Genomic DNA, 21,316 nt, shown 5'->3' with positions numbered 1-21,316 from the left:
GCGTGCTCCCCTCAGCCCTTGAGCCCGGCGGAGGCGATGCCCTCGATGAAGTACCGCTGCGCGCAGAGGAACAGCAGCACCATCGGCAGCGCGGCGAGCGTCGCCCCGGCCATGAGATAGGCCCACTGGACGTTGAGGTCCTGCGAGAAGACGGCGAGTCCGAGCTGGATGGGGCGCATGCGGTCGTCCTTGGTCACCAGGAGCGGCCACAGGAAGTTGTTCCAGGCGGCCTGGAACTGGAAGACGGCGATGGTGGCCAGCGCCGGCTTGATCAGCGGGGTCAGGATGCGGGCGAAGATGCCGTACTCGGACAGTCCGTCCAGGCGCGCCGCCTCCGCCAGCTCATTGGGCAGTCCCAGGTAGAACTGGCGGGCCAGGAAGACGTAGAACGGCGCGACGGCCCCCGGCACGAGCAGCGCCCACCAGGTGTCCAGCCAGCCGGTGCCGCCCTGGCCGAGGATGTCGTTGCCACCGAACAGCGGCATGGACTTCACGATGACGAACTGGGGGATCAGCGTCACGTAGCCCGGCACCATGAGCATGGCGAGGGTGAAGGTGAACAGCGCTCCCCGTCCGCGCATGGGGACGCGGGCCAGCGCGTAGCCGGCGGCGGTGGCGAAGAGCAGGGTCAGGACGGTCTGGCCGGTCGCGATGACGAAGCTGTTGAAGAAGTAGCGGCCGAAGGGCGCCACGCTCATCGCGTCGCTGTAGTTGTGCCACTGGGGAGCCTCGGGCAGCCAGCCGAACTCGGCGAGCTCCTTGCGGGTCTTCAGCGAGCTCAGGATCATCCAGACGAACGGGGTGATCATCACCAGTGACCCGACGGCCAGGAAGAGGTGGAGCAGGATCCGGCCGGGTGCGGGAAGGCGGCGGGGCCGGGAGGCCGGCGCGGCGGCCGGCACGGTCGTGGTGGTCATGCGTCGTGGGCCTTTCGCATCCGCAGACTGAGCAGCGTCACCACGCCGATCAGGAGGAAGAGCATCACGGACTCGGCGCTCGCGTAGCCGAAGCGCAGCCCGTCGAAGGCGTTGAGGTAGATGTCGAACGTGAGGACGTTGGTGCTCTGCAGCGGACCGCCGGTCGGTGTCATCACGTACACCTGGTCGAAGACCTGGAAGGCGCTGACGACGGAGGTGATCAGGACGAAGAAGGTGGCCGGGCCCAGCATCGGCCAGGTGACGTGCCGGAAGGTCTGCCACCGTCCGGCGCCGTCCATCCGGGCCGCCTCGAGGAGTTCGCGCGGCACCTGCTGCAGGGCCGCCAAGTAGATGATCATCTTCGCGCCCAGTCCCTGCCAGACGCCGAGGAGCATCACGGCCGGGAGCGCCCAGTCGGGATCGGTCAGCCAGTGGATCTCGCCGACGCCGAAGAAGGCCAGCGCGGCGTTGGCGATGCCGACGTTCGGGTCGTAGATCCACTTCCACACCAGGGCCACGGCGACGGTCGCGGTGACCTGGGGCAGGTAGAACGCGGCCCGGTAGGTGCGCTGGAAGCGGACGCGCTGGTTGAGGGCCAAGGCGATGCCCAGGGCCACGGCCATCGTCACGGGGACCGCCACGATCGAGTAGAGGATCGTGTTGACCGTGGCCTTCCGGAACCGCTCGTCGCCGAGCAGTTCCTGGTAGTTGGCCAGGCCCACCCAGTGCGTGTCGCCGAGGAAGCCGTAGTCGGTGAAGCTCAGGGCGACGGCCACCGCCATCGGGACGGCGGTGAAGACGACGACGTGCACGAGGTAGGGGGAGAACAAGACCCAGCCGGCCCGACGCTGACGACGTTCCCCGGGACGGACCTCGGTCCGTGCGGAGGCCGGTGGGGGGGATTTCGGCGGTCGTGGGGTCTTGCGGGTGGAGGAGAGCAGCGTCATGGCCGGGGGTCCTTGTCGAGAGCGGTGGCGCGGGGTCAGCAGGGCCGGGCGGATGTCACCGCTCGTCCTGCGCCAGCGCGTCGAGAGCCGACTTGGCCGACTTCTTGCCCAGGACGATCTCGTCGAGGGCGGGGCCGAACTTGGTCCGCGTGTCCAGGTAGCCCGTCGAGCCGCCCTGGAAGACCGCGTACTTGAGGTTCTGCAGCACGAACCGGCCGGCCGGGTCGTCGGCGGTGGCGCCCTGGCGGGCGGGGACGGCGAAGTTGAGCTTCGCCATGTCGCTCTCGGCCTGGAGCGAGGACAGCGCCTGGACGAACTTGTACGACGCCGCCTGCAGCTTGGAGCCGGCGGCCACCGAGGCCACCTGCCCGCCGGTGAACAGCGCGGGCCTGTCCTCGGTGATGTTGAAGAACCCGAGGTCGTCGCAGACGTCCTGGCCCACGCCGGTCTTCTCCGAGCAGTCGATGTAGCCGCCGGCGAAGCCCATGGCCGCCTTGCCCTTCAGGACCATGGGGGTCGTGTCGCTGGAGACGTACCCGAAGTCGGTGACCTTGTCCTTCTTGATCAGGTCGGTGACGAACTGGGCCGCCTTGACGCCCTTGGCGTCGTTGAAGGCGGGCTTGCCGTCCGCGGAGTACTGCGTGCCGCCGAGCGAACCGAGGAAGGAGACGTACGGCTGGGTGAGCGCGCCGGGCCCGGACCAGAAGTCGAAGCCCGCCCGCTCCAGCTTGCCCGAGCCGCTGCGCTCGGTCAGCTTCTTGGCGTACGAGCGCAGCTCCGCCCAGCTCGCCGGGGGCTTCTCCGGGTCGAGGCCGGCCTTCTTGAACATGCTCTTGCGGTAGGCCACGACCTTCGGGGCGGCGATGAGCGGGACTCCGTAGATCTTGCCGCCGTACTGGACGGCGTTGTACAGCGAGGAGTCGAAGTCCGTGTTGAGGCTGTCCTTGGTGAAACCGAACTTCGACAGGTCCGTGTACAGGCCCTTCGAGGCGAACGGCGGGATCCAGCCGATGCCGGTGACGTACACGTCGTAGCCCTGGCCGCCGGCCAGCGCGGTGGAGATCTTCTGGTTGAGGTTGTCGAAGGTGGCGTTGTCCGCCTCGACCTTCACCTTGGGATACGTCTTGTGGAAGGTGTCGATGACCTTCTGGAGGGCCTCCTGGCCGTCCGTGCTGGTGCCGTAGCTCGGCGTCAGCACGCGCAGCGTGCCGGTGACCGACGCCGGGTCGGCGTCCTTGGCAGCGCCGGAGGAGGCGGTGTCGTTCCCGGTGCCGCAGGCGGCCAGAACGGTGCCGGTCAGGGCTACCGCGGTGAGGCGGACGAGGATGCGCGGCCGGGGGAGGCGGGAAGCGACGGCCGGTCTGCCTGAAAACATGTCGAAACCAGTTTCTCGTTGGGCCGGAGTCGGCCTGGGGCCGGATCCGGGGCACATCGGGACCATGAAACCTTGGTGGGGGAGAGGAGAGAAGGCCCAGGAGGCTGACGGGACCTCATGGACGGCGGCTCGTGTATCGCTCCTGTAAAGCGTTACGCGTGTGTTTCGGCTTGGGCAGTAGAGTCCACCGGACGGACGTCGGTCGTCAAGAGGTGGGATGCCTGAAGTTTTCCATCGGATGTCCGGATGGCGCCCCATGCTGCGGGAAGGGCCCGGAAGTGCCCAGGCGATGCGGAAAATCCCTGGTGAGAGGGGTCGGCGTGGCGCCCTTCAGGGGTTGGGTATGCCGAAAGACCCCGACGTCGGACTCGCAAGAGGTCCGACCTTTCGGGGGTGAGGGGGGTCGGTGAACCGACCGGTGATCTCGCCGGATCAGATGGCGAGCGGGCGTACGGACCGCCGCACCACGACATGGGTGCCGAGCACCACGTGGTCGCTGTCCCGGCGGGACGAGGACATCAGGCGCACGGCCATCCGCCCCATCTCCTCATAGGGCACGTGGACGGTCGTGAGCCCGGGGGTGAGGTGACGGGCGAGCGGAATGTCGTCGAAGCCGACGACGGAGATGTCGTCGGGCACGCCGAGCCCGGCCTCGCGCACTCCCTCCATCACTCCGGTGGCCACGACATCGGTACCGGCGAACACGGCCGTGAAGCCGAGCTTCTCCCGCAGGGCGTCCTGCACGATCCGCTGGGCGGCGGCGTCCTCGTAAGGGCCGTGCCGCACGAGACCGGGGTCGAAGGGCACTCCGTAGGCGTCGAGCGCGTTGCGGTAGCCCTCGAGCCGGGCCAGGGCGGTGGTGAAGTTCTCGGGTCCTGGCAGGACCAGGATGCGGCGGTGGCCCATGGACAACAGGTGGCTGGTCATCGCGAACGCGCCGTTGGCGTTGTCGTACTCGATGGTCGTCGCCGGCACGTCGCCCTGGAGGGGAGGACGGCCGCACAGGATCAGCCGGGAGCCCGCGCTGTCGAGCGACTTGGCGAACCGGGCCATCCTGAGCTGGTAGTCGGCGAGGTCGTAGGTGCCGCCGAGCAGGACCACGGCGGCGGCGCCCTGCTGGCGCATCAGGTGGACCAGGGCGAGTTCGCGCTCCGGATCGCCGCCGGTGACGCAGACGAGGGAGAGCCAGTCCCTTGCCGACGCCTCCTCCTCGATCCCCCTGGCCACGTGGGCGAACGCCGCCCCGGTGATGTCGTCGATGAGGATGGCGACGGTCTTCGGGCCGGCGCCCGCCAGTGAGCGCGCGTGCGCGTTGGGCACGTAGTCCAGTTCGCGCACCACGTCCATGACGCGGGTCCGCAGGTCGTCGGAGACGGGATGACTGCTCGACAGCACCCTGGACACCGTGGCCACGGACACGCCGGCGCGGGCCGCGATGTCCCGGATGGTGATGCGCGCCTCGTCCGCCGCCGTCTTCTGCCTGCCCACGGTGGGCTCCCTCCCAGGGCCGGAGGGCCCGTGTGATGCTCGACTGAGAAACCGTATACCACTGCGTTTCATAGAGACAGGGGAACGAAACGGGGGAAAGGGAGCCGAAGTCTCCTCACCTGGGCCGCAGCGACACCCGCAGCAGGGCGGGAGCGGCGGCGAGCTGGAAGGCGGGCGCCACGGCGGGACCGGCCGAGGCGCTGCCCAGGCCGGTGTGACCGGCGTCCAGGTGCAGGTGGACAGCCCCGTCCGGCGTCAGATCGGTACGGTGACGGGCCTCGTCCAGCGCCTCGGACGTCCAGCGGCGCACCGAGAAGTCGAACCGGGGGTGGCCCGTGACGCGCAGTGCCAGGCCTGGCCCACGCAGGGCGGACCAGCGGACGTCCATCCGGTTGCCGTTCTCCTGGGGATGCACGTAGGGGGTCTGCATCTCCTCGATCGTCCGGGCGAACAGCCCGATGCGCGCCGCCTCGCAGGAGTCGGCGTAGGCCTCACCCGGCCCGCGTCCGTACCACTCCACCCGCTCGAACCCGTCCGGCAGCGACAGGCGCAGTCCGAGGCGGGGGAGCGGCACGTCGAAGACGCCGTCCGGTTCGACGCGCAGCTCCAGCTCCAGCTCGCCGTCGACGGCCTTCCACCGGTAGTCGGCGATCAGACCGGCTCGCTGCCCCGCGGCGGCCGTCCGGGTGCGCACCAGCAGGTCGTCGTCGCCGGGGCGCACGTCCAGGACCCGCTCGTGCATGCGGTGCAGGCCCGCGGCCCGCCACCGCGCGGCCAGCCGGACGTCGCCGTAGGGAGTCGCGTCGTTGTCGGTGGGGGCGCGCCAGACGTCGAGCCGGGCGGCGCCGACCGTCAGGTCGCCCAGTTCACGCAGGGTGCCGCGCCGGGCGTCGAAGACCGCCGGGCCGAGCCGGATCGTGTCCGACACCACGGGCGGCGCCCCGCGGCGCGGGCCCTCCGGCCGGCCGGCGGACTGTCGTATCCGCACCTGCCCCCACCCCACCTCGTGGCCGGCCGGCGCCCAGGCGGTGGCGCGGGCCAGCCGGGCGGACACCGTCAGCCACGTCTCCTCGGCGGTCGCGGGCAGGGCCGGCAAGGGGACCACGGTCTCCTCGCCGGGGGCGAGGCGGGGCACGTCGAGCGGGCCCTCGGCGATCCGGCGGCCCTCTTCCTCCAGCGTCCAGTCGAAGCGCAGGAGGTCCGAGGGGAGGAAGTCGTGGCGGTTGGCGATCCGGACCCCGTGCTCGCCGGCCGCGGCGAGCGTGACCGGGGAGAAGACCTTCGCCAGTTCGGCCAGGCCGGGAGAGGGGGTGCGGTCGGGGAACACCAGGCCGTCGCAGCAGTACGTGCCGTCGTGCACCTCCTCGCCGAAGTCGCCCCCGTACGCGTATCCGAACTCGGGGTGGGCGATGCCGTGGTCGATCCACTCCCACACGAAGCCGCCCTGGCAGCGCGGATGGCGCTCGAACAGGTCCTGGTAGGCGCGCAGCCCGCCGGGGCCGTTGCCCATGGAGTGGGCGTACTCGCACAGCACGAACGGCATGGCCCGGCGGCGGGCGTCCTGTGCGGGGTCGACGAGGGCCTCCTCCGCCCGGCGCCCGATCAGGTCGACCTCCGCGGGCGAGGCGTACATCCTGCTGAAGACGTCCGTGACCCGGCACTCCGTGTCGCCCTCGTAGTGGATCGGGCGGTGCGGGTCGCGGGCGCGGGTCCAGTCGGCGATCAGGCGGTGGTTGGGTCCGTATCCGCTCTCGTTGCCGAGGGACCACATGACGACGCTCGGGTGGTTCTTGTCCCGCTCCACCATCCGGCTCATGCGGTCGAGGAACGCCGCGGCCCAGCGTTCGTCGGCGGCGGGTGCGTCGTCGGCGTAGCTGCCCCGGTCGGGCTGCCAGAAGCCGTGTGTCTCGATGTCGCATTCGTCCACGACCCAGAAGCCCAGTTCGTCGCACAGGTCCAGCACGCCGGGGGCGGGGGGATAGTGGCTGGTGCGGATGGCGTTGATGTTGTGCCGTTTCATCTCGGCAAGTTCGGCGCGGACCACGTCGAGGGGCACGGTCCGGCCCGACCCGGGATGGAACTCATGTCGGTTGACCCCGCGGAACAGGATGCGGCGGCCGTTGACGGTGAGCAGTCCGTCCTCGACGCGCACGCTCCGGAAGCCGATCCGCACCGGTACCGTCTCGCCGTCCGACGCGACGCTCCCCTCGTAGAGGTGCGGCGTCTCCGCAGTCCACGGCAGCACCTCCCCGACGTCGTGGAGACGGTTCGGCTCCAGGCCGGCCAGGCCCAGGGCGGGGACGTCGACGCGGACCGGGTCCTGGCAGTCGACCCGGAGCGTGCCCCGCCCGGTCAGGTGGTCGTAGTCGGCGTGGACGAAGAAGTCGCCGACGCCCGACGCGGGGCGGGCGATCAGCGTGACGTCCCGGAAGATGCCCGAGAGCCACCACTGGTCCTGGTCCTCCAGGTAACTGCCCGCGGACCACTGGTGGACGCGGACGGCCAGCACGTTCTCCGCGCCGGGCCGCAGGATGCCGGTCACGTCGAACTCGGAGGGCAGCCGGCTGCCGAGGACGACCCCGAGCTCGCGCCCGTTGAGCCAGACCTTCCCGCAGGAGTCGATCCCGTCGAACCGCAGCACCGCGCCGGTGCCCGCCCAGTCGCGGGGCACGGTGAAGCGCAGCCGGTGGTCGCCCGTCGGGTTGTCGTCGGGTACGTGGGGCGGGTCGAGGGGGAAGGGGTACGTCTCGTTGGTGTAGGCGGGACGCCCGTGGCCGTGCAGTTGCCACATGGAGGGCACCGGCAGTTCGTCCCAGGCGGAGTCGTCGTGGTCGGGCCGGGCGCACGTCTCGTCGTCCGGCACGCTCGGCGAGAGCCGGAACCGCCACGTCCCGCCGAGGTCGAGGCGGGCGGCGTCCGAGCGGAAGTCCGCGCGGGGCGGCAGGGCGCCGTGGCCGGGCTCGAAGCGTGCGTGGTAGCTCGTATGCATGGGATGAATTAACCAAGCTGGAGTGCCGGTCTGTCCAGTCCGTCGGAAGTGGATCTGAGAATCCCCTGCTCAAGTGCTGGCTTGGGCAGGGGACGCTTTCTGGAGCGGGCGGTGTCCGGAGTGTCGATCGCTGATAGGTCGGATCTATCGCAGGGGCTCCCCGGAGGGTCGCGGTGGGGAGCGTCGCGGGTATTGCTGTGCCCAGGCCGGGTGTGTACCTTCTCGGCAAGCGCTTTCCCCGGCGGGTGCGTGCGTTCGTCTGACGGAACGGACGTCATCGCGGAAACCCGCCGCCCGACTCCGCGACGGAGCCTGTCCGGGCGTGTGCTCCGGCTTACCGGCACTTCCGCAAGTCGTTCCCCTCGCTCTCTGTGCGAGGCGGTCCCCCCTCGTGCGCTTCTCGTCTCCCCTCAAGGAAGAGGATCCCCATGTTCGCGACCCGCGTCCGGCCGTCACGACGCCGGCGACCCGTCCGCACCGCCTCGACCGCCACCGCCGTAGCCCTGCTGCTCGCCGCACTGGCGGGGAACGGGCTCGGCCTCGCCGGGGCCACCCCCGCATCGGCCGCCGACCGGTGCGACCAGCCGGATCCGGCCCTGCAGATCTCCGTGCCTGCGGGCGGCGACATCCAGTCGGCCGTCGACCAGGTCGCCGACGCCGGCGGCGGCTGCGTGAACCTCGCGGCGGGCACCTGGACGCTCGGGCAGTCCCTGGAACTGCGGACCGGCGTCGCGCTCAACGGCAGCGGCACCGCCACCGTCCTGCGGGGACCCAGCACGGTGTACGACTACCCCCTGATCACACTGACCGGCCCGGAGCCGCGCACCGACGTCATCGTCGAGAACCTGAGGCTCGACGGCCGGATCCCCGCCTCCGCCCTCACCACCGACCCCGACGCGGACAACCCCTACTCCGGCGCGCTCGGCGTCTACTTCGCGGCGTTCACCTACGACGACCGGAACATCCTCGTCAGGAACGTCGAGATCGAGAACACGGCCATGGGCATCCACATCAAGGGAGCCCAAGGGGTGACCCTGGACCACGACGACCTGCACGACAACGGCATCGCCTACTGGCTCCACAACAGCTATCTGCGCAGGGTCACCGATGTGCTCATCACCCACTGCACGATGGACGATTCCCTCATCGGCACCGGTCTGCACGTGGCCGGCACCGCTTCCGGCATCACCATCGAGGACAGCGAGTTCGACGGCAACGCCGCCCACGGGGTGAACATCCAGGACCGGCCGCAGAACGTCACCCTGTCGGGCAACACGTTCGACGGCAACGACGGCGACGGCATCATGGCGACCGGCGACAACCTCGTCATCGACGGCAACACCACGCGCGGCAACACCGCCGACGGCGTCCACACGCTCGTCGGCACCGGTAGCGTCACCCACAACACGTCGAGCGGCAACGGCGGTCTTCAGTACGACATCCACGGGTCGTTCACGGTGAGCGACAACTCCTGAGCGGGCCGGCGGCGTTCAGGAGCCGGGCCCGGGCTGACGCGGCGGCGGTCGGAGACGCGCCGCCGCGGGGAGAGCTGGAGTCATCGGCTTATGCCCCCGAGCTGCTCCTCCCGAAGGATGCACTCGACCAATGTCCCCATCACCACAGCCCCACAGCAACCCGTCAGCCGGCCATTGGCCACCACGCTGGCACGACGCCGGGGCCGCACGGGGTGGGAAGAGCGCGGGACCATCCCCACAGGTGATTGACCGGACGAATGTACCCACGGCCGACGGCGTTCCCCCTTTCGCGTGATCCACGTCGTCCGACGGCGGCGGAAGGCTCAGCCACCGCGTATTCCAGTGCGCCGTCGTCAACCCGTCCACGTCCGTCGGTACGTCTCCGGGTCGGCGAGGAACTCGGATCCGACTTTTCTGATGGAGCGTCACAATGTGATGCCTCGGCGTCAGTACCGCAGCTGCCGGCACGCGGAACGCGCTCACTGTTGCCGGCGTTCCGCCTGCCGCAGTGGATCACGGTCGCAGGGTGGGGAGGGTCTTTGACTCTCCCCGCATTCGTCTGCTAGTGCATCAGAAGGTCGAGCAGGGTTTGGTGTGCTCGGTCGAAGAATGCAGATCGGCCGCTGGATGACTTACGCGCCAACCCGTACAGCAGTTTCAGGTCATCGTTGACTTGGGCAGTCAGGGGCGTCGGTCTCGTATCGCCGGTGTTCGACCGTGTGCTGATGCTCTCGCTCCGATTCCCACTTGAGATGCCAAGGGTGTAGACATCTTCGTGGGCTCGCTCCTGTTGGACGGAGAAGGTGAAGTCACCGGCCGCCGTCCGGAAGCCTCCCAGCTCGTGCGGCTGCCAGACCAGCCTTGCCGCTTCGGTGGCCTGCACCAGTTGCCCGACGATTGCGTCACCCTTGTCCATAGCCTTCTCGCTCTCCGTGTTGTCGATTCCCTCGGTTCCCTCAAGTGAGACCACAACCCACGTGCCCCGGTTTACCCGTCCAGGCGGGCTGTTGCGGGAACTTCCTTCCACCGGCGGTACATGGCATTGGAGGCGAAGGCGGTCAGCCTGTGGCACTTCGCGGTGAGCGTCCTGCCGGGGCTGCTGCAGACGCCGGGGTACGCGCGGGAGGTGCTGGCGGCCGGTGGGCTGAAAGGGAAGGAACTGGAGCAGCAGGTCGAGGCCCGGATGGGGCGGCGGGAACTGCTGGAGGGGGAGAATGCGCCGCCGTTCCGGATGATCCTGTCGGAGGCGGTGCTGCGGACGCCCCTGCGGGATGCGGGGGAGTGGCGCGAGCAGTTGGAGCTTGGACGTCTGGTACCTACTGCTTCCGGAGGGGAGGACCGTGGCGTATACCCCCGCCGGCGTGCCGGTGCGGGACAGCAAAGTTCCGTACGGGCCGGTGCTCGTGATTCCGGCCGGTGGCTGGTCCTCCTTCGTGGCGGCGGTCAAGAGCGGGCGTCTGGCGTAGCCGCCCCGGCGTCACAGACCCCCCGCCGCCTCGAACAGCAGCCCCCTCAGCCATTCCGTGAAGTACTGGTCCGTCAGGCGGGGGTTGAAGACCATGTCGATGCCGAGGCCGGGGAGGGGGAAGGGGAACTCCTCGATGCGCAGGTCGGCCAGGGTGCTCATGGTGACGGCGACGCGGTGGCGGAGTAGGGCCACGCCGCCGGCGCGGGCGACCAGGTAGGGGACGAGGAGGAAGTCGGAGATCAACTGGCCTACGCGGTAGGGGATCTGCTGGTCCTCCAGCACCGAGTAGGGGAAGACGCGGCGGTCGGTGTCGACGACGACGTGCGGCTGGGTGGTGAGGAGATCGAGGGCGGTCGCGTCCGGGGGAGTTTCGGGAGAGGCGACCACCACCACGCGGTCGTTGTAGAGGCGTTCGCGCGGGTACGGCGAGAAGTGCCCCTCGGAGACGAGGACGACGTCGACGCCCATGTCGGTGTAGGTGGCCTCGGTCGGCACGGTGATGGTGCGCAGGCGCAGGGTGGCGTGCGGGGCGCGCTCGGTGACGAGCCGGGTCAGGCGGGGGCCGATGACGAACGCCGTGCTGGTCGTCATGGCGGCCGTGATGACGCGCTCGTCGCTGGCGGGGTCGAAGCAGGGGAAGTTCACGACGCGCGCCGTCTGCTGCAGGGCGCTGCGCAGCGGGGTGATCAGTTCCAGGGCGCGCGGGGTGAGGGTGACGCCGGCTCCCTGCCGGACGACGAGGTCGTCGCCCAGCAGGCGTCGCATCCTGGTCAGGGCGTGGCTCATGGCCGGCTGGGAGAGGCCGACCCGTTGCGCGGCCTTGGTGACGGAGCGTTCCTCGAGGAGGGCGAGGAGGGGCACCAGCAGGTTGAGGTTGACCGACGCCAGCCGGTCGAGCCCGGAACCGGTGGTGCCCTCTCCGTCGTCGCCCATGCGGAAAACCCTACGCGGCGGCCTGCGCTGTGGCCCGCATCACGGCCCGCATCACGGCCCGCACCGGCCTACGCGGCCGCGCGGGTCATGCGGCGCAGTCGCGGGATCGGGATGCGGTAGTTCAGCGCCGCGGCCACGCCGGTGCCGTCCGCGTGCGACCAGCGCATGAGTGCCGGGCCGCCGCCGGGGCCGCCGTCGATGTAGGCCGGTTCCCCGGCCTGCGGCAGGTGGCCCACCGCCTTCAGGGTCAGCCCGAACTGCTCGGTCCAGAAGTACGGCTGGAACTCCAGCGGCGGCGCCTGATCGCCGTGCAGGAGCGCCCGCGCGGCGACCTTCGCCTGCTCGATCGCGCTGCTCCACAGGGGGACGCGGCGCAGGCCGGAGGCGGTGGGGAAGGCCGCGAGGTCGCCGACGGCCGCCACCTCGGGGCGGACCAGCCCGCGCGAGTCGACCGGGACGGTGCCGTTCACGGTCAGGCCCGTGTCCGCGAGCCACTCGGTGTTGGGCAGGTCACCGACGGCGCTCAGCAGCGCCTCCGCCTCCAGGACCGCGCCGTCGTCGAGGACGACCCGGGCGTCGCCCGACCGCCGTTCGAGCCGGGCCGACCCGGTCTCGACGACGGTGAGCCCCTTGTCCAGCGCGGCCTTCACGAAGACCTCGGCGAGGTGCGGGCCGAGCTGGACGATCAGCGGCAGGCCCTGGGAGACCAGGGTGACCCGGCAGCCGGCGGCCAGGCATCCCGAGGCGATCTCCATGCCGAGCGGGCCGCCGCCGACCACGACGACCGACGGCCGGGCGGCCAGCAGGCCGCGCAGGGCCAGCGCGTCGTCGAGACCGCGCAGGGTCAGCTCCTCGGGCAGGCCGGACAGCCGCCGGGCCCGGGAGCCGGTGGCGAGGACGACGCGGTCGTACGGCAGGGCCGCGCCGTCGTCCAGGGTGACGAGCCGGCGGTCGAGGTCGAGTCCGGTCGCCCGCATACCCAGCAGCTCGGTCGCCCCGTGGCCGGCCGGCGGCAGCTCGTGGGACGACAGGTCGTCGCCGTCGAGCAGCAGCGCCTTCGACAGGGCCGGGCGGCTGTAGGCCGGGTGCGGTTCGTCGCCGACGATGGTCAGCTCGCCGTCGAAACCGGCGTCGCGGAGGGTGTCGGCCGCGGTGAGCCCGGCGATCCCGTTGCCGACGATCACGACGCGGCCGATCGTGCCGGCGCTCATACGATCCTCAGCGCGGCGACCGGACACACCCGGGCGGCGGCGTTCGCCGCGGCGGCGTCGGCCTCGCCGATCTCCTCGCGGTCGATGACGAGTTCGCCCTCGTCGTCGAGGTGCATGAGCTGGGGCGCGGCCTCCTCGCACAGGCCGTGGCCCTCGCAGCGGGGGCGGTCGAGAACGATCTTCATGCCGGGATCACCTCCAGGACGGGGAGCTGTTCGATGCTCCGGGTGATGTTGCTGGGGACGCGGACCTCGGGTCCGACGACGAGGCGCTCGACGCGCCGGGAGAGCGCCTCGATCACGGCGTGGGCCTCCAGGCGGGCGAGTCCCTGGCCCGCGCAGCCGTGCGGGCCATAGCCGAACGACAGGTGGTCGACCGGGTTGCGCTCGACGAGGAAGGCGTCGGGGTTCTCGTAGTGCCGCGGGTCGCGGTTGCCGGCGCCCAGCAGTACGGCGATCTGCGCGCCGGCCGGGATGACGGCGCCGTCGACCTCGACGTCCTGGGTGGCGCGCCGGCCCCAGGCGTTGACCGGGGGCCAGAAGCGCAGCACCTCGTTGAACGCCGCCGGTACCAGCGACGGGTTCGCGCGGACCAGGGCGAGTTGGTCGGGGTGCGCGGCGAAGAGGGCGACGATGTTGCCGATCGCCGCGATCGTGGTGTCGACGCCGGCGCCGAGGTACTGGTGGATGATGTGGCCGGCCGTGTCCGGCGGGATGTCGCCGCGCGCCTCGGCGTCGAAGATGCCGCGGCCCACCGACCCCTCGGCCAGGTCGTCGGCGGTGACCTGGGAGCACCAGCCGTAGAGCTCGCCGGCGACGGGGAAGTTCTCGGCCGTGCGCTGGTTCATCGGGCCGATGACCTGCATGGCGGCCTGGCCCCAGCGCAGCATGTTGTCGCGCACGTGGCCGGTGAAGCCGATCAGGTCCGCGACCACTTCCAGCGGGAAGGCGCGGGCGAGGGCGTCGATCGCCTCGAAGGAGCCCTTGTCGACGAGCTCCGCGACGAGGGCGTCCGCCTTCTCCTCGATGCGGACCTTCAGTCCGCGCAGCGCACGTGGCGAGAGGTTCGCGGTGAGGGTGGCGCGCAACTGCGTGTGCACCGGGGGGTCGGAGGCGAGCGAGGTGCCGGTGAGCGCCTCGTTGGCCATCGGGTTGAAGGCGATGGACGTGGAGGAGAAGGACTCCCAGTCCCCGAGGGCGGCGCGGACGGCGTCGTAGCGGGTCAGCGCGTAGACGTCGTTCGCGCGGAGGTGGACGACGGCGCCCTGCTCACGCAGCTCGGCGTAGGCGGGGTACGGGTCGAGCAGGACCTCGTCGGCGAAGAGGTCGATGTCGGAGGTGGGTGGGGTGCTCATGCCGCCCCAGTGAAGTGGCTGGCCTCACACGCAGCAAATGAATGATTTGCATGACGAACCATGCATGAGCTGCATGTCCTCGGTCGGATCGCACGGCTCGCGGCCTCACTCCTGACTATCAGTTCAGTGTTTTTTCTTGGTGTTCATTTCATTGACGACGTGTAAACCGAATCGCTACGGTGGCCGCAGCCACTGGGTGCTGAGCACCCCACCCCGGACACGTGAGGCAGGCATGAGCGGCAAGAGCAACACCGTGAACACCGTCCTGGGCCCGGTGCCTGCTGAGGAGCTGGGCGCCGTCGCGGTCCACGAGGCGCTGCTCTCGGTGGTTCCCGGCGCGGAGTACGCCTTCGACATCACCCTCGACCGCGCCGAGATCTTCGAGACCCTCGCCGCGAAGCTGACCGACTTCCGCGCCCACGGCGGCGGCACGGTCGTCGACAGCACCGGCATGTTCCACGGCCGCGACGTCCGGCTGTACGAGGCCCTCTCCCGCGCGACCGGCGTGCACATCGTCGCCTCCACGGGGCAGGGCCCGGAGGAACTGCTCGGCGGCTACTTCCTCACGCCGCAGACCAATCCGCCGACGCCCTGGCCGGCCGAGAAGTTCGCCGACCTGTTCACCAAGGAGATCACCGAGGGCATGGTGGTCCCCCGCGTGGAGCGCCGCGCCGCCGCAGGGCTGGTGGCCACCACCGCCACCCGCGAGGGCATGACCGCGACCGACGAGAGCCTGTTCCGCGGCGCGGCCCGCACCGCCCTGGCCACCGGCGTCCCCGTCTCCATCCGGTACGGCGCCGACGCCGTCCGCGACCTCGACGTCGTCCTGGACGAGAAGCTGCCGGCCGACCGCGTCGTCGTCGGCGGACTCGACCGCAAGGACGCCGTGGCCGCCGCGGCGCCCCTGGAGGTCGCCCGCCGCGGCGCCTACGCCGCCCTCGACCACGTCGGCGTGCAGGACGACGACCACGTCACCGACGCCGAGCGGGCCGCCCTGGTCGCCGGCCTGGTCCGGGCCGGCTTCGGCGACCGGGTCCTGCTCTCGAGCAACGCGACCGGGGTGGCGAAGGGCCACCCCATCAACGACCTGCCGTACAGCTACGTCCTGACCGCTTTCGTCCCGCTCCTGAAGGCCGAGGGCCTCAGCGACGAGCACGTGCGGCGGATCCTCGTCGCGAACCCCCGCGACCTGCTGACGGTGCGCTGAGCCCCGCAGCGCGAACCACCATCGAGTCTCTTTCCCCAAAGGTGAGTGTTGTGTCGAGAGTGAACACCGTGCTGGGGCCGATCCCGGCGGAGGAGCTGGGTCTCGTGGCCATCCACGAGCACATCGGCTACGGCATGCCCGGATCCGAGCTGGACACGCAGTGGTGGAAGACCCCGGAGCAGCGGTACGAGGAGACCGTCCCGAAGCTGCGGAAGTTCCACGAGTACGGCGGCGGCACCTTCGTCGACGCGACCGGCATCTGCAACGGCCGTGACGTCGACTACTACAAGTCCCTGTCCGCGAAGACCGGCGTGCACATCGTCGCCTGCACCGGCTTCGTCGGCGGCGACACCGCCCTGCACCACTTCGCCCGGGCCGACGTGGACTACCTGACCCGTCAGTTCGTCCACGAGATCACCGTCGGCATCGGCTCCACCGGCAGCCGCGCCGGCGTCATCAAGGTCGGCGTCAGCCGCGGCGGCCGGATGACGGACCTGGACAAGCGCATCTACCGCGCCGCCGCCCGCGCCGCGCTCGCCACCGGCGTACCCATCCTGACCCACCTCGCGATCGACGCCGAGAACGCGATCGCGATCTTCCACGAAGAGGGCCTGCCTCTGGACCGCGTCCTGTTCGGGCACGTCGACGACGGCGTGAACGCCGACAAGACGCGCGACGTCTGGATCGCCGAGCAGGGCGGCCGCATCGGCTTCGACACCTTCGGCTACGAGACCGAGCTGCCGGACCCGCCGTTCTGGGCCCGCCCCCGCAAGGAGCGCCTCGACCACTTCCTGCGCTTCGTCGGCGACGGCCGGCTGAAGCAGGTGCTCGCCTCCGCGGACGCCAACTGCAGCCCGCTGGGCTGGCCGGGCGTCAAGGGCCACACCGTCAACTACATCTTCGAGGACCTCATCCCGGACCTCCGCGGCGCCGGCCTCGACGAGACCGCCATCAAGACGATCTTCGTCGAGAACCCTGCCGACTTCCTCACCCTCCAGAAGTAGAACCAGAAGCAGAGAGAAGCACCCAATGCAGACTTCGGACCTGAAGAACCTGAAGATCGCCATCGTCGGCGCGGGGTACGCCGGCGCGGCATCCGCCAAGGCCCTGAGCCTGCTCGGCGCCGATGTCACCGTCTACGAGCAGGCGAGCCAGATCCGCGAGGTCGGCGCCGGCATCGGTCTGCGTCCTTCCAGCATGGACCGGTTCCGCCAGTGGGGGATCTTCGACGCGATCGCGAAGGTGAGCTCGCCGAGCGACTACTTCGAGATCCTCACGGCCACCGGCGACCCGATCATGAAGGACACCTGGCCGGAGATCGACGCCTTCGCCGAGGAGACCAAGACCCACCTGATCCACCGCGGCGACTTCATCGAGGCCCTCCTCGGCGTGCTCCCCGAGGGCATGGTGCAGCTCGGGCACAAACTGGAGAGCATCCAGGACAAGGGCGACACGTCCGTCCTCACCTTCGCGAACGGCAAGACCGTCGAGGCCGACCTGGTCGTCGGAGCCGACGGCATCAAGTCGGTGGTGCGCCAGAACCTGTTCAGCGACAGGGCCCCGGTGTTCTCGGGCGAGCACGCCTACCGCGCGGTGATCTCCCTCGACGACGCCCACGGGATGGTCGTCGACGACAACCTGCGCATGTACATCGGCCGCGGCACGAAGATCTACCTGCTGCCGCTGCGTCACCGGGGCCAGGTGTCGTTCGACGTCACCACCCTGTGCGCGGACAGCTCCTGGTCCCCGGCGGCCACCAAGGACGACCTCATGGCGTCGGTGGAGGGCTTCGACGAGCGCCTCGTCAACATCGCGCGCGACCTCGACATGAGCGCCGTGAACGTCCGCGCGGTCTACGACATCGACTCGGTCGACACCTGGCACTCGGACTCCGTCGCCCTCGTGGGCGACGCGGCCCACTCGATGCTGCACCACCAGGGCCAGGGTGCGAACTCGGCCATCCTGGACGCCGGCGGGCTCGCCGACGCCCTGCGCGATGCGGACTCCGTCAAGGAGGCGCTGGCCCTGTACCAGGCCAACCGCAAGCCGAAGACCGACGAACTGCAGCGCATCTCGCGCCAGGGCTGGAGCGAGGACGAGATCAACGCCGTCTTCCCCGGGCAGAAGCCCGCGGCCCAGCAGCCGCAGGACTGACGCCCATGCCGCTGCATCCTGAGATCGCGAAAGTCCTCGCGAGCCTGCCGGCTCCGCCCGAGGGGCCGCTCGACCCGGTCGCCATGCGCGCCGCGGACGAGGCGCACGTCGCGCCCCTCGCGGAGCGGCTGCCCCTGCACGCGGTCGACGACGTGACCGCGCCGACCGCGTCCGGCGAGGTCCCGGTGCGGATCTACACCCCGGACGAGGCCGAACGCCACGGCGTGCTGGTCTACTTCCACGGCGGCGCGTTCTTCCTCGGCAGCCTGGAGACGCACGACCACGTCGCGCGGTCGCTGGCGAAGGAGACCGGGCTCAAGGTCGTCTCCGTCGGCTACCGCCTGGCGCCCGAGAACGCCTTCCCGGCCGGCCTCGACGACTGCTACGCGGTCGTCCGCTGGGTCGCCGAGCAGGGCGCCGACCTCGGCTGGGACGGCACGACGCTGGCCCTGGCCGGCGACAGCTCCGGCGGCACCTTCGTCGCCGCGGTCGCGGCCCGGGCGCACGACGACGGCTTCGACCGGATCACCCACCAGATCCTGTACTACCCCTCCCTGGACCTGGACTTCGACGTCGACCGCTACGCCTCGCTGTGGGAGAACGCCGAGGGCTACGGCCTGGAGACGGCCGGGCTTAAGCCGTTCAACGCCTTCTACCTCGACAGCGGCGCCGATCCCGCCGACCCGCTGGTCTCGCCGGTCAAGCGGGCCGACCTCAGCGGGCTGCCGCCCGCACTCGTCGTCACCGGGCAGTACGACCCGCTGCGCGACGAGGGCGAGCTGTACGGCCGACGGCTGCGGGAGGCCGGGGTGACGGCGACGGTGAGCCGGTACGCCGGCGCGGGCCACGGATTCGTGCAGCACTTCTCCTGGATCCCGGAGTACCACCGGGTCTTCGAGGAGACGCGCGACTTCCTCCACCGGCGCTGACCCGGCCCGCGCACGAGTCCAGCCCGCGTACGAGTTCGGAAAGAGAGACATGACGCACGCAGTCGACATCCATCCCCTGGTCTCGCCCTGGGGGCGGTTCGGTCTCTACAGCTTCTTCATCGACGCGCCCGAACCGGCCGTCGTCGACACCGGGATCGCCTCCTCGCCCGCCGAGGGGATGGCGCCCGCGCTGGCGGCGATCGGGCGGCGCATCGAGGACGTGCGCTGGATCCTGCTGACCCACGGTCACATCGACCACGTCGGCGGGGCGCACGCCCTGTGGGAACTCACCGGCCGGCGTGCGCGGGTGGTGATCCACGAGGCCGACGCGCCGATGCTCCGCTCGCGCCGGGCCCATGTCGAGGAGTACCTCGCGGGGCGGGGCCGGTACCTGCGCGACCCCGACGGCGAGGCGAAGGTGACGGCCGCCGGACAGGCCGTCATCTCCGGCGAGATGGAGCCATCCCTGCTCGTCAAGGGCGGGGAGACTTTCTCCCTCGGCGGCGGCGTCACCGTCTCCGTGCACGCGATGCCGGGGCACACGCCCGGTTCGGTGGCCTACGTCGTCGACGGTCAGCGGTCGGTGTTCGTCGGCGACGCCGTGCAGGTCCACGGGGCCGCCAACGGCTTCCCCGGGTACACCGACCCGGCCGCCTACCGCGCCGGTCTGGAGTACCTGCGCGACGAGATCCGCCCGCGCCACCTGTACCTCGGGCACCCCTACCGCCGCGCCGACGGCACCCCGTACGGCGTGGAACTCGACGCGGCCCAGGCGCAGGAGGCCATCGCCCAGAGCCTCGCGGTCGAGGGCCGGGTCGGTGAGGCCGCCTGCGGCTGCCTGCGGGCCGGGCTGCGGGAGACCGACTCGGTGTACTCCCCGTTCGCCCCCGCCGCCGAGGAGCTCGGCTACACCGGCGACCCCACGCTCGAGCCGTCGCCCTTCTTCACCTCGATGCACGGCTACCGCACCAGCCTCGACCAGAACTTGTGACACAGGAGCTTTCGCACTCATGAGTGAGTTTCAGCAGATTCAGGCGGGCGACCGGCAGATCGCCGTCCGCAAGGACCTCCGGGTGCCGATGCGCGACGGTGTCACGCTGGCCGCCGACACCTACAGCGGGGTCGACGACACGCCGCGTCCGGCGCTGGTGGCGCTGAGCCCGTACGGCAAGGAACTGCAGGCCCTCGCGCTCACCACGCCGCCGCAGCGCCGGCCCAGCCCGATGTGGGACGGGTGCATCGAGGCCGGCGACATCGCGCGCGTCGTCGAGGAGGGCTACGTCCATGTCATCGGCGACCTGCGCGGCTCCGGCGCCTCCGAGGGCGAGCACATCGGCAACTACAACGCCGGCGGGGTCCCGCTCGGCCAGGACGCCTACGACTTCATCGAGTGGGTCGCCGCGCAGCCGTGGTGCGACGGCAACGTCGGCATGATCGGCATCTCCTACTTCGGCTCGATGCAGGTGCTCGCCGCCGCCGAGCGGCCCCCGCACCTGAAGGCGATCTTCGTCAGCGGCGGCCACTACGACTTCTACGAGACCACCTACCACGGCGGCGTCATGTGGTTCATGCCGCGCGCCGCCCGCGAGGGCCGCGGCGGCGACTCCGGCTGGGCGTTCACCGACCGCGTCAAGTCCCGCATGCTGGAGACCTTCTCGCCGGAGGAGATCAAGGAGCGCGTCGCCGAGCGGCTGAAGGACCCGGACGTGGCCGCCTGGCCGAACCTGGTCCATGTGCTCAACTACCCGAAGAACCACGAGGCCTGGTTCGACATCGTGCTGAACGAGGTCGACGGCGAGTGGTACGAGGAGCGCAACCCGGTCACGCTCGCGCCGAACATCGACATCCCGGTCTGGCTCCAGATCGACCAGGGCCGCGGCTGGACGCTGGACGGCACGATCGAGCTGTTCAACTCGCTGAACGGCCCGAAGAAGCTGGACATCGGCCCGTACCCGCCGATGCAGTCGCGCCCCTTCATCGAGGAGCACGACAAGATGTTCCGCTGGTACGACTACTGGATCAAGGGCATCGACAACGGGATCATGGACGAGCCCGCCGTCACCGTTCACGTCGAGGGCTCCCGGGAGACCGTCACCGGCGCCCAGTGGCCGCCGAAGCCGGTCGAGCACAGGTCGCTCTACTTCCGCCCGCGCCGCAAGCTCTCCTTCGAGCCCGAGCCGATGGGCGCCGAGTTCGCCGCCCCCGACGGCTTCTACCAGGCGCCGCTGACGGTCACCGACAAGGTGGAGATCCTCAGCTGGAGCACCGAGCCGTTCACCGAGCCGACCGAGCTGATCGGCCAGGGCGCCGCGCACCTCTTCGCCGAGATCGACCAGCCCGACACCAACTTCATCCTGCGCATGTGGGACGAGGCTCCCGGCGGCGGCCGGCAACTGATCACGACCGCCTACCTCAAGGCCTCCCACCGCGAGCTGGACGAGGAGCGCACCACCGAGGGCGACCCCTACCACCCGCACACCCGCGCGGTGCCGGTCGAGCCGGGGAAGATCGAGGAGTACGTGCTGCGGGTCTACCCGTTCGCGGCGACCTTCCTGCCGGGCCACCGGCTGGTCGTGGAGCTCTCCAACGACGAGCCGCTGACCGACGCGCACAACGCGCTGCTGCCGCCGGACGCCTTCCACCTGCCGGTGGGCCGCCCCGTCACCCACAAGATCTACCGCGACGCCGCCCACCCCTCCCGCCTGGTCCTCCCGTTCACCACGACGACGGCCACGGCCACTGCACCGGAGGCGGACGAGTAGGGCACCGCGGGCGACCACCCGCGGGGGCGCGCGGGTGAAGCGCCTTCCGCCGAGGACGGCCGGGGACCTGTCGAAGGCCGCCGTTCCGCGCGGAAGGCGCTTTCCGC

16 protein-coding genes and 4 pseudogenes are annotated in these 21,316 nt (G+C 70.6%); 9 read left to right on the top strand and 11 right to left on the bottom strand.

From position 1 onward, the window contains the following. Positions 1 to 11 precede the first annotated feature (11 nt). The 6 genes and pseudogenes from ACZ5GT_RS05855 to ACZ5GT_RS05830 all read right to left on the bottom strand — a co-directional run. Positions 12 to 917, bottom strand: a complete 906-nt coding sequence (locus tag ACZ5GT_RS05855; RefSeq protein WP_469014896.1) for a carbohydrate ABC transporter permease — start codon at positions 915 to 917, stop codon at positions 12 to 14. Next, positions 914 to 1,864, bottom strand: coding sequence for a carbohydrate ABC transporter permease (locus ACZ5GT_RS05850; RefSeq protein ID WP_469014894.1), 951 nt, complete (start codon positions 1,862 to 1,864; stop codon positions 914 to 916). The genes ACZ5GT_RS05855 and ACZ5GT_RS05850 overlap by 4 nt, the downstream gene beginning before the upstream one ends. A gap of 55 nt (positions 1,865 to 1,919) precedes the next feature. Further along, positions 1,920 to 3,239, bottom strand: coding sequence for an extracellular solute-binding protein (locus ACZ5GT_RS05845; RefSeq protein WP_469014892.1), 1,320 nt, complete (start codon positions 3,237 to 3,239; stop codon positions 1,920 to 1,922). Between the two features lie 432 nt (positions 3,240 to 3,671). Continuing rightward, positions 3,672 to 4,727, bottom strand: coding sequence for a LacI family DNA-binding transcriptional regulator (locus ACZ5GT_RS05840; RefSeq protein WP_469014889.1), 1,056 nt, complete (start codon positions 4,725 to 4,727; stop codon positions 3,672 to 3,674). A gap of 115 nt (positions 4,728 to 4,842) precedes the next feature. Then, positions 4,843 to 5,673: pseudogene (locus ACZ5GT_RS05835) on the bottom strand (beta-galactosidase small subunit); the annotation flags it as partial. 45 nt (positions 5,674 to 5,718) lie between these two features. Beyond that, positions 5,719 to 7,716 (bottom strand): annotated as a pseudogene (locus tag ACZ5GT_RS05830) (glycoside hydrolase family 2 TIM barrel-domain containing protein); the annotation flags it as partial. 428 nt (positions 7,717 to 8,144) lie between these two features. On the opposite strand from ACZ5GT_RS05830, the gene ACZ5GT_RS05825 reads away from it, so the two are divergent. Further along, positions 8,145 to 9,191 (top strand): right-handed parallel beta-helix repeat-containing protein, encoded by a 1,047-nt coding sequence (locus tag ACZ5GT_RS05825; protein WP_469014886.1) that lies wholly within the window; start codon positions 8,145 to 8,147, stop codon positions 9,189 to 9,191. A 562-nt stretch (positions 9,192 to 9,753) separates the two neighbouring features. On the opposite strand, the gene ACZ5GT_RS05820 is transcribed toward ACZ5GT_RS05825, so the two are convergent. Continuing rightward, positions 9,754 to 10,107 carry a hypothetical protein gene (locus ACZ5GT_RS05820; RefSeq protein WP_469014882.1) on the bottom strand — a complete coding sequence of 118 codons (354 nt, stop codon included), beginning with the start codon at positions 10,105 to 10,107 and terminating at the stop codon, positions 9,754 to 9,756. Positions 10,108 to 10,215: 108 nt separating this feature from the next. On the opposite strand from ACZ5GT_RS05820, the pseudogene ACZ5GT_RS05815 reads away from it, so the two are divergent. Further along, a pseudogene (locus tag ACZ5GT_RS05815) lies at positions 10,216 to 10,552 on the top strand (DUF5753 domain-containing protein); the annotation flags it as partial. Continuing rightward, positions 10,544 to 10,657: pseudogene (locus ACZ5GT_RS05810) on the top strand (DUF397 domain-containing protein); the annotation flags it as partial. The pseudogenes ACZ5GT_RS05815 and ACZ5GT_RS05810, both read left to right, overlap by 9 nt. A gap of 11 nt (positions 10,658 to 10,668) precedes the next feature. Here ACZ5GT_RS05810 and ACZ5GT_RS05805 read toward each other — a convergent pair. From ACZ5GT_RS05805 to ACZ5GT_RS05790, 4 genes are all read right to left on the bottom strand, one after another. Continuing rightward, the gene (locus ACZ5GT_RS05805; RefSeq protein ID WP_469014879.1) at positions 10,669 to 11,592 is read right to left on the bottom strand and encodes a LysR family transcriptional regulator; all 924 of its coding nucleotides are present in this window, start codon (positions 11,590 to 11,592) and stop codon (positions 10,669 to 10,671) included. Positions 11,593 to 11,660: 68 nt separating this feature from the next. After that, positions 11,661 to 12,803 (bottom strand): NAD(P)/FAD-dependent oxidoreductase, encoded by a 1,143-nt coding sequence (locus ACZ5GT_RS05800; protein WP_469014875.1) that lies wholly within the window; start codon positions 12,801 to 12,803, stop codon positions 11,661 to 11,663. Further along, a complete protein-coding gene (locus tag ACZ5GT_RS05795; RefSeq protein WP_360748075.1) occupies positions 12,800 to 12,988 on the bottom strand; it encodes a ferredoxin in 189 nt (62 codons plus the stop codon). Before ACZ5GT_RS05795 ends, ACZ5GT_RS05800 begins: the two co-directional genes overlap by 4 nt. Continuing rightward, positions 12,985 to 14,157, bottom strand: a complete 1,173-nt coding sequence (locus tag ACZ5GT_RS05790) for a cytochrome P450 (protein WP_469014866.1) — start codon at positions 14,155 to 14,157, stop codon at positions 12,985 to 12,987. The genes ACZ5GT_RS05795 and ACZ5GT_RS05790 overlap by 4 nt, the downstream gene beginning before the upstream one ends. 232 nt (positions 14,158 to 14,389) lie before the next feature. Here ACZ5GT_RS05790 and ACZ5GT_RS05785 point away from each other — a divergent pair, with 232 nt between their 5' ends. Genes ACZ5GT_RS05785 through ACZ5GT_RS05760 form a run of 6 tightly spaced genes read left to right on the top strand, consistent with a single transcriptional unit; the run spans position 14,390 to position 21,209 of the window. Then, the gene (locus ACZ5GT_RS05785) at positions 14,390 to 15,364 is read left to right on the top strand and encodes a phosphotriesterase family protein (RefSeq protein ID WP_469014861.1); all 975 of its coding nucleotides are present in this window, start codon (positions 14,390 to 14,392) and stop codon (positions 15,362 to 15,364) included. 50 nt (positions 15,365 to 15,414) lie between these two features. After that, positions 15,415 to 16,368: a phosphotriesterase family protein gene (locus tag ACZ5GT_RS05780; protein ID WP_469014854.1), complete on the top strand. Its 954-nt coding sequence runs from the start codon at positions 15,415 to 15,417 to the stop codon at positions 16,366 to 16,368. Between the two features lie 25 nt (positions 16,369 to 16,393). Next, entirely contained in the window at positions 16,394 to 17,518 is a 1,125-nt protein-coding gene (locus tag ACZ5GT_RS05775; RefSeq protein WP_469014848.1) for an FAD-dependent oxidoreductase, read from the top strand. Positions 17,519 to 17,523: 5 nt separating this feature from the next. Continuing rightward, positions 17,524 to 18,447 (top strand): alpha/beta hydrolase, encoded by a 924-nt coding sequence (locus ACZ5GT_RS05770; RefSeq protein WP_469014845.1) that lies wholly within the window; start codon positions 17,524 to 17,526, stop codon positions 18,445 to 18,447. A 49-nt stretch (positions 18,448 to 18,496) separates the two neighbouring features. Next, the gene (locus ACZ5GT_RS05765) at positions 18,497 to 19,438 is read left to right on the top strand and encodes an MBL fold metallo-hydrolase (RefSeq protein WP_469014839.1); all 942 of its coding nucleotides are present in this window, start codon (positions 18,497 to 18,499) and stop codon (positions 19,436 to 19,438) included. Between the two features lie 19 nt (positions 19,439 to 19,457). Then, positions 19,458 to 21,209: a CocE/NonD family hydrolase gene (locus ACZ5GT_RS05760; RefSeq protein WP_469014835.1), complete on the top strand. Its 1,752-nt coding sequence runs from the start codon at positions 19,458 to 19,460 to the stop codon at positions 21,207 to 21,209. Positions 21,210 to 21,316 lie beyond the last annotated feature (107 nt).

It is taken from the genome of Streptomyces sp. NPDC031340, assembly GCF_055569945.1.
The sequence above is the reverse complement of the archived record's forward strand: the minus strand, read 5'-3'. Positions and strand labels throughout refer to the sequence as shown.

Excerpts from the sequence above, each read along its gene's own strand:
- ACZ5GT_RS05770 (WP_469014845.1), top strand. The coding sequence starts at position 17,524 with ATGCCGCTGCATCCTGAGATCGCGAAAGTCCTCGCGAGCCTGCCGGCT.
- ACZ5GT_RS05805 (WP_469014879.1), bottom strand. The coding sequence starts at position 11,592 with ATGGGCGACGACGGAGAGGGCACCACCGGTTCCGGGCTCGACCGGCTG.
- ACZ5GT_RS05765 (WP_469014839.1), top strand. The coding sequence starts at position 18,497 with ATGACGCACGCAGTCGACATCCATCCCCTGGTCTCGCCCTGGGGGCGG.
- ACZ5GT_RS05855 (WP_469014896.1), bottom strand. The coding sequence starts at position 917 with ATGACCACCACGACCGTGCCGGCCGCCGCGCCGGCCTCCCGGCCCCGC.
- ACZ5GT_RS05795 (WP_360748075.1), bottom strand. The coding sequence starts at position 12,988 with ATGAAGATCGTTCTCGACCGCCCCCGCTGCGAGGGCCACGGCCTGTGC.
- ACZ5GT_RS05850 (WP_469014894.1), bottom strand. The coding sequence starts at position 1,864 with ATGACGCTGCTCTCCTCCACCCGCAAGACCCCACGACCGCCGAAATCC.
- ACZ5GT_RS05790 (WP_469014866.1), bottom strand. The coding sequence starts at position 14,157 with ATGAGCACCCCACCCACCTCCGACATCGACCTCTTCGCCGACGAGGTC.
- ACZ5GT_RS05760 (WP_469014835.1), top strand. The coding sequence starts at position 19,458 with ATGAGTGAGTTTCAGCAGATTCAGGCGGGCGACCGGCAGATCGCCGTC.
- ACZ5GT_RS05825 (WP_469014886.1), top strand. The coding sequence starts at position 8,145 with ATGTTCGCGACCCGCGTCCGGCCGTCACGACGCCGGCGACCCGTCCGC.
- ACZ5GT_RS05845 (WP_469014892.1), bottom strand. The coding sequence starts at position 3,239 with ATGTTTTCAGGCAGACCGGCCGTCGCTTCCCGCCTCCCCCGGCCGCGC.
- ACZ5GT_RS05800 (WP_469014875.1), bottom strand. The coding sequence starts at position 12,803 with ATGAGCGCCGGCACGATCGGCCGCGTCGTGATCGTCGGCAACGGGATC.
- ACZ5GT_RS05775 (WP_469014848.1), top strand. The coding sequence starts at position 16,394 with ATGCAGACTTCGGACCTGAAGAACCTGAAGATCGCCATCGTCGGCGCG.
- ACZ5GT_RS05785 (WP_469014861.1), top strand. The coding sequence starts at position 14,390 with ATGAGCGGCAAGAGCAACACCGTGAACACCGTCCTGGGCCCGGTGCCT.
- ACZ5GT_RS05820 (WP_469014882.1), bottom strand. The coding sequence starts at position 10,107 with ATGGACAAGGGTGACGCAATCGTCGGGCAACTGGTGCAGGCCACCGAA.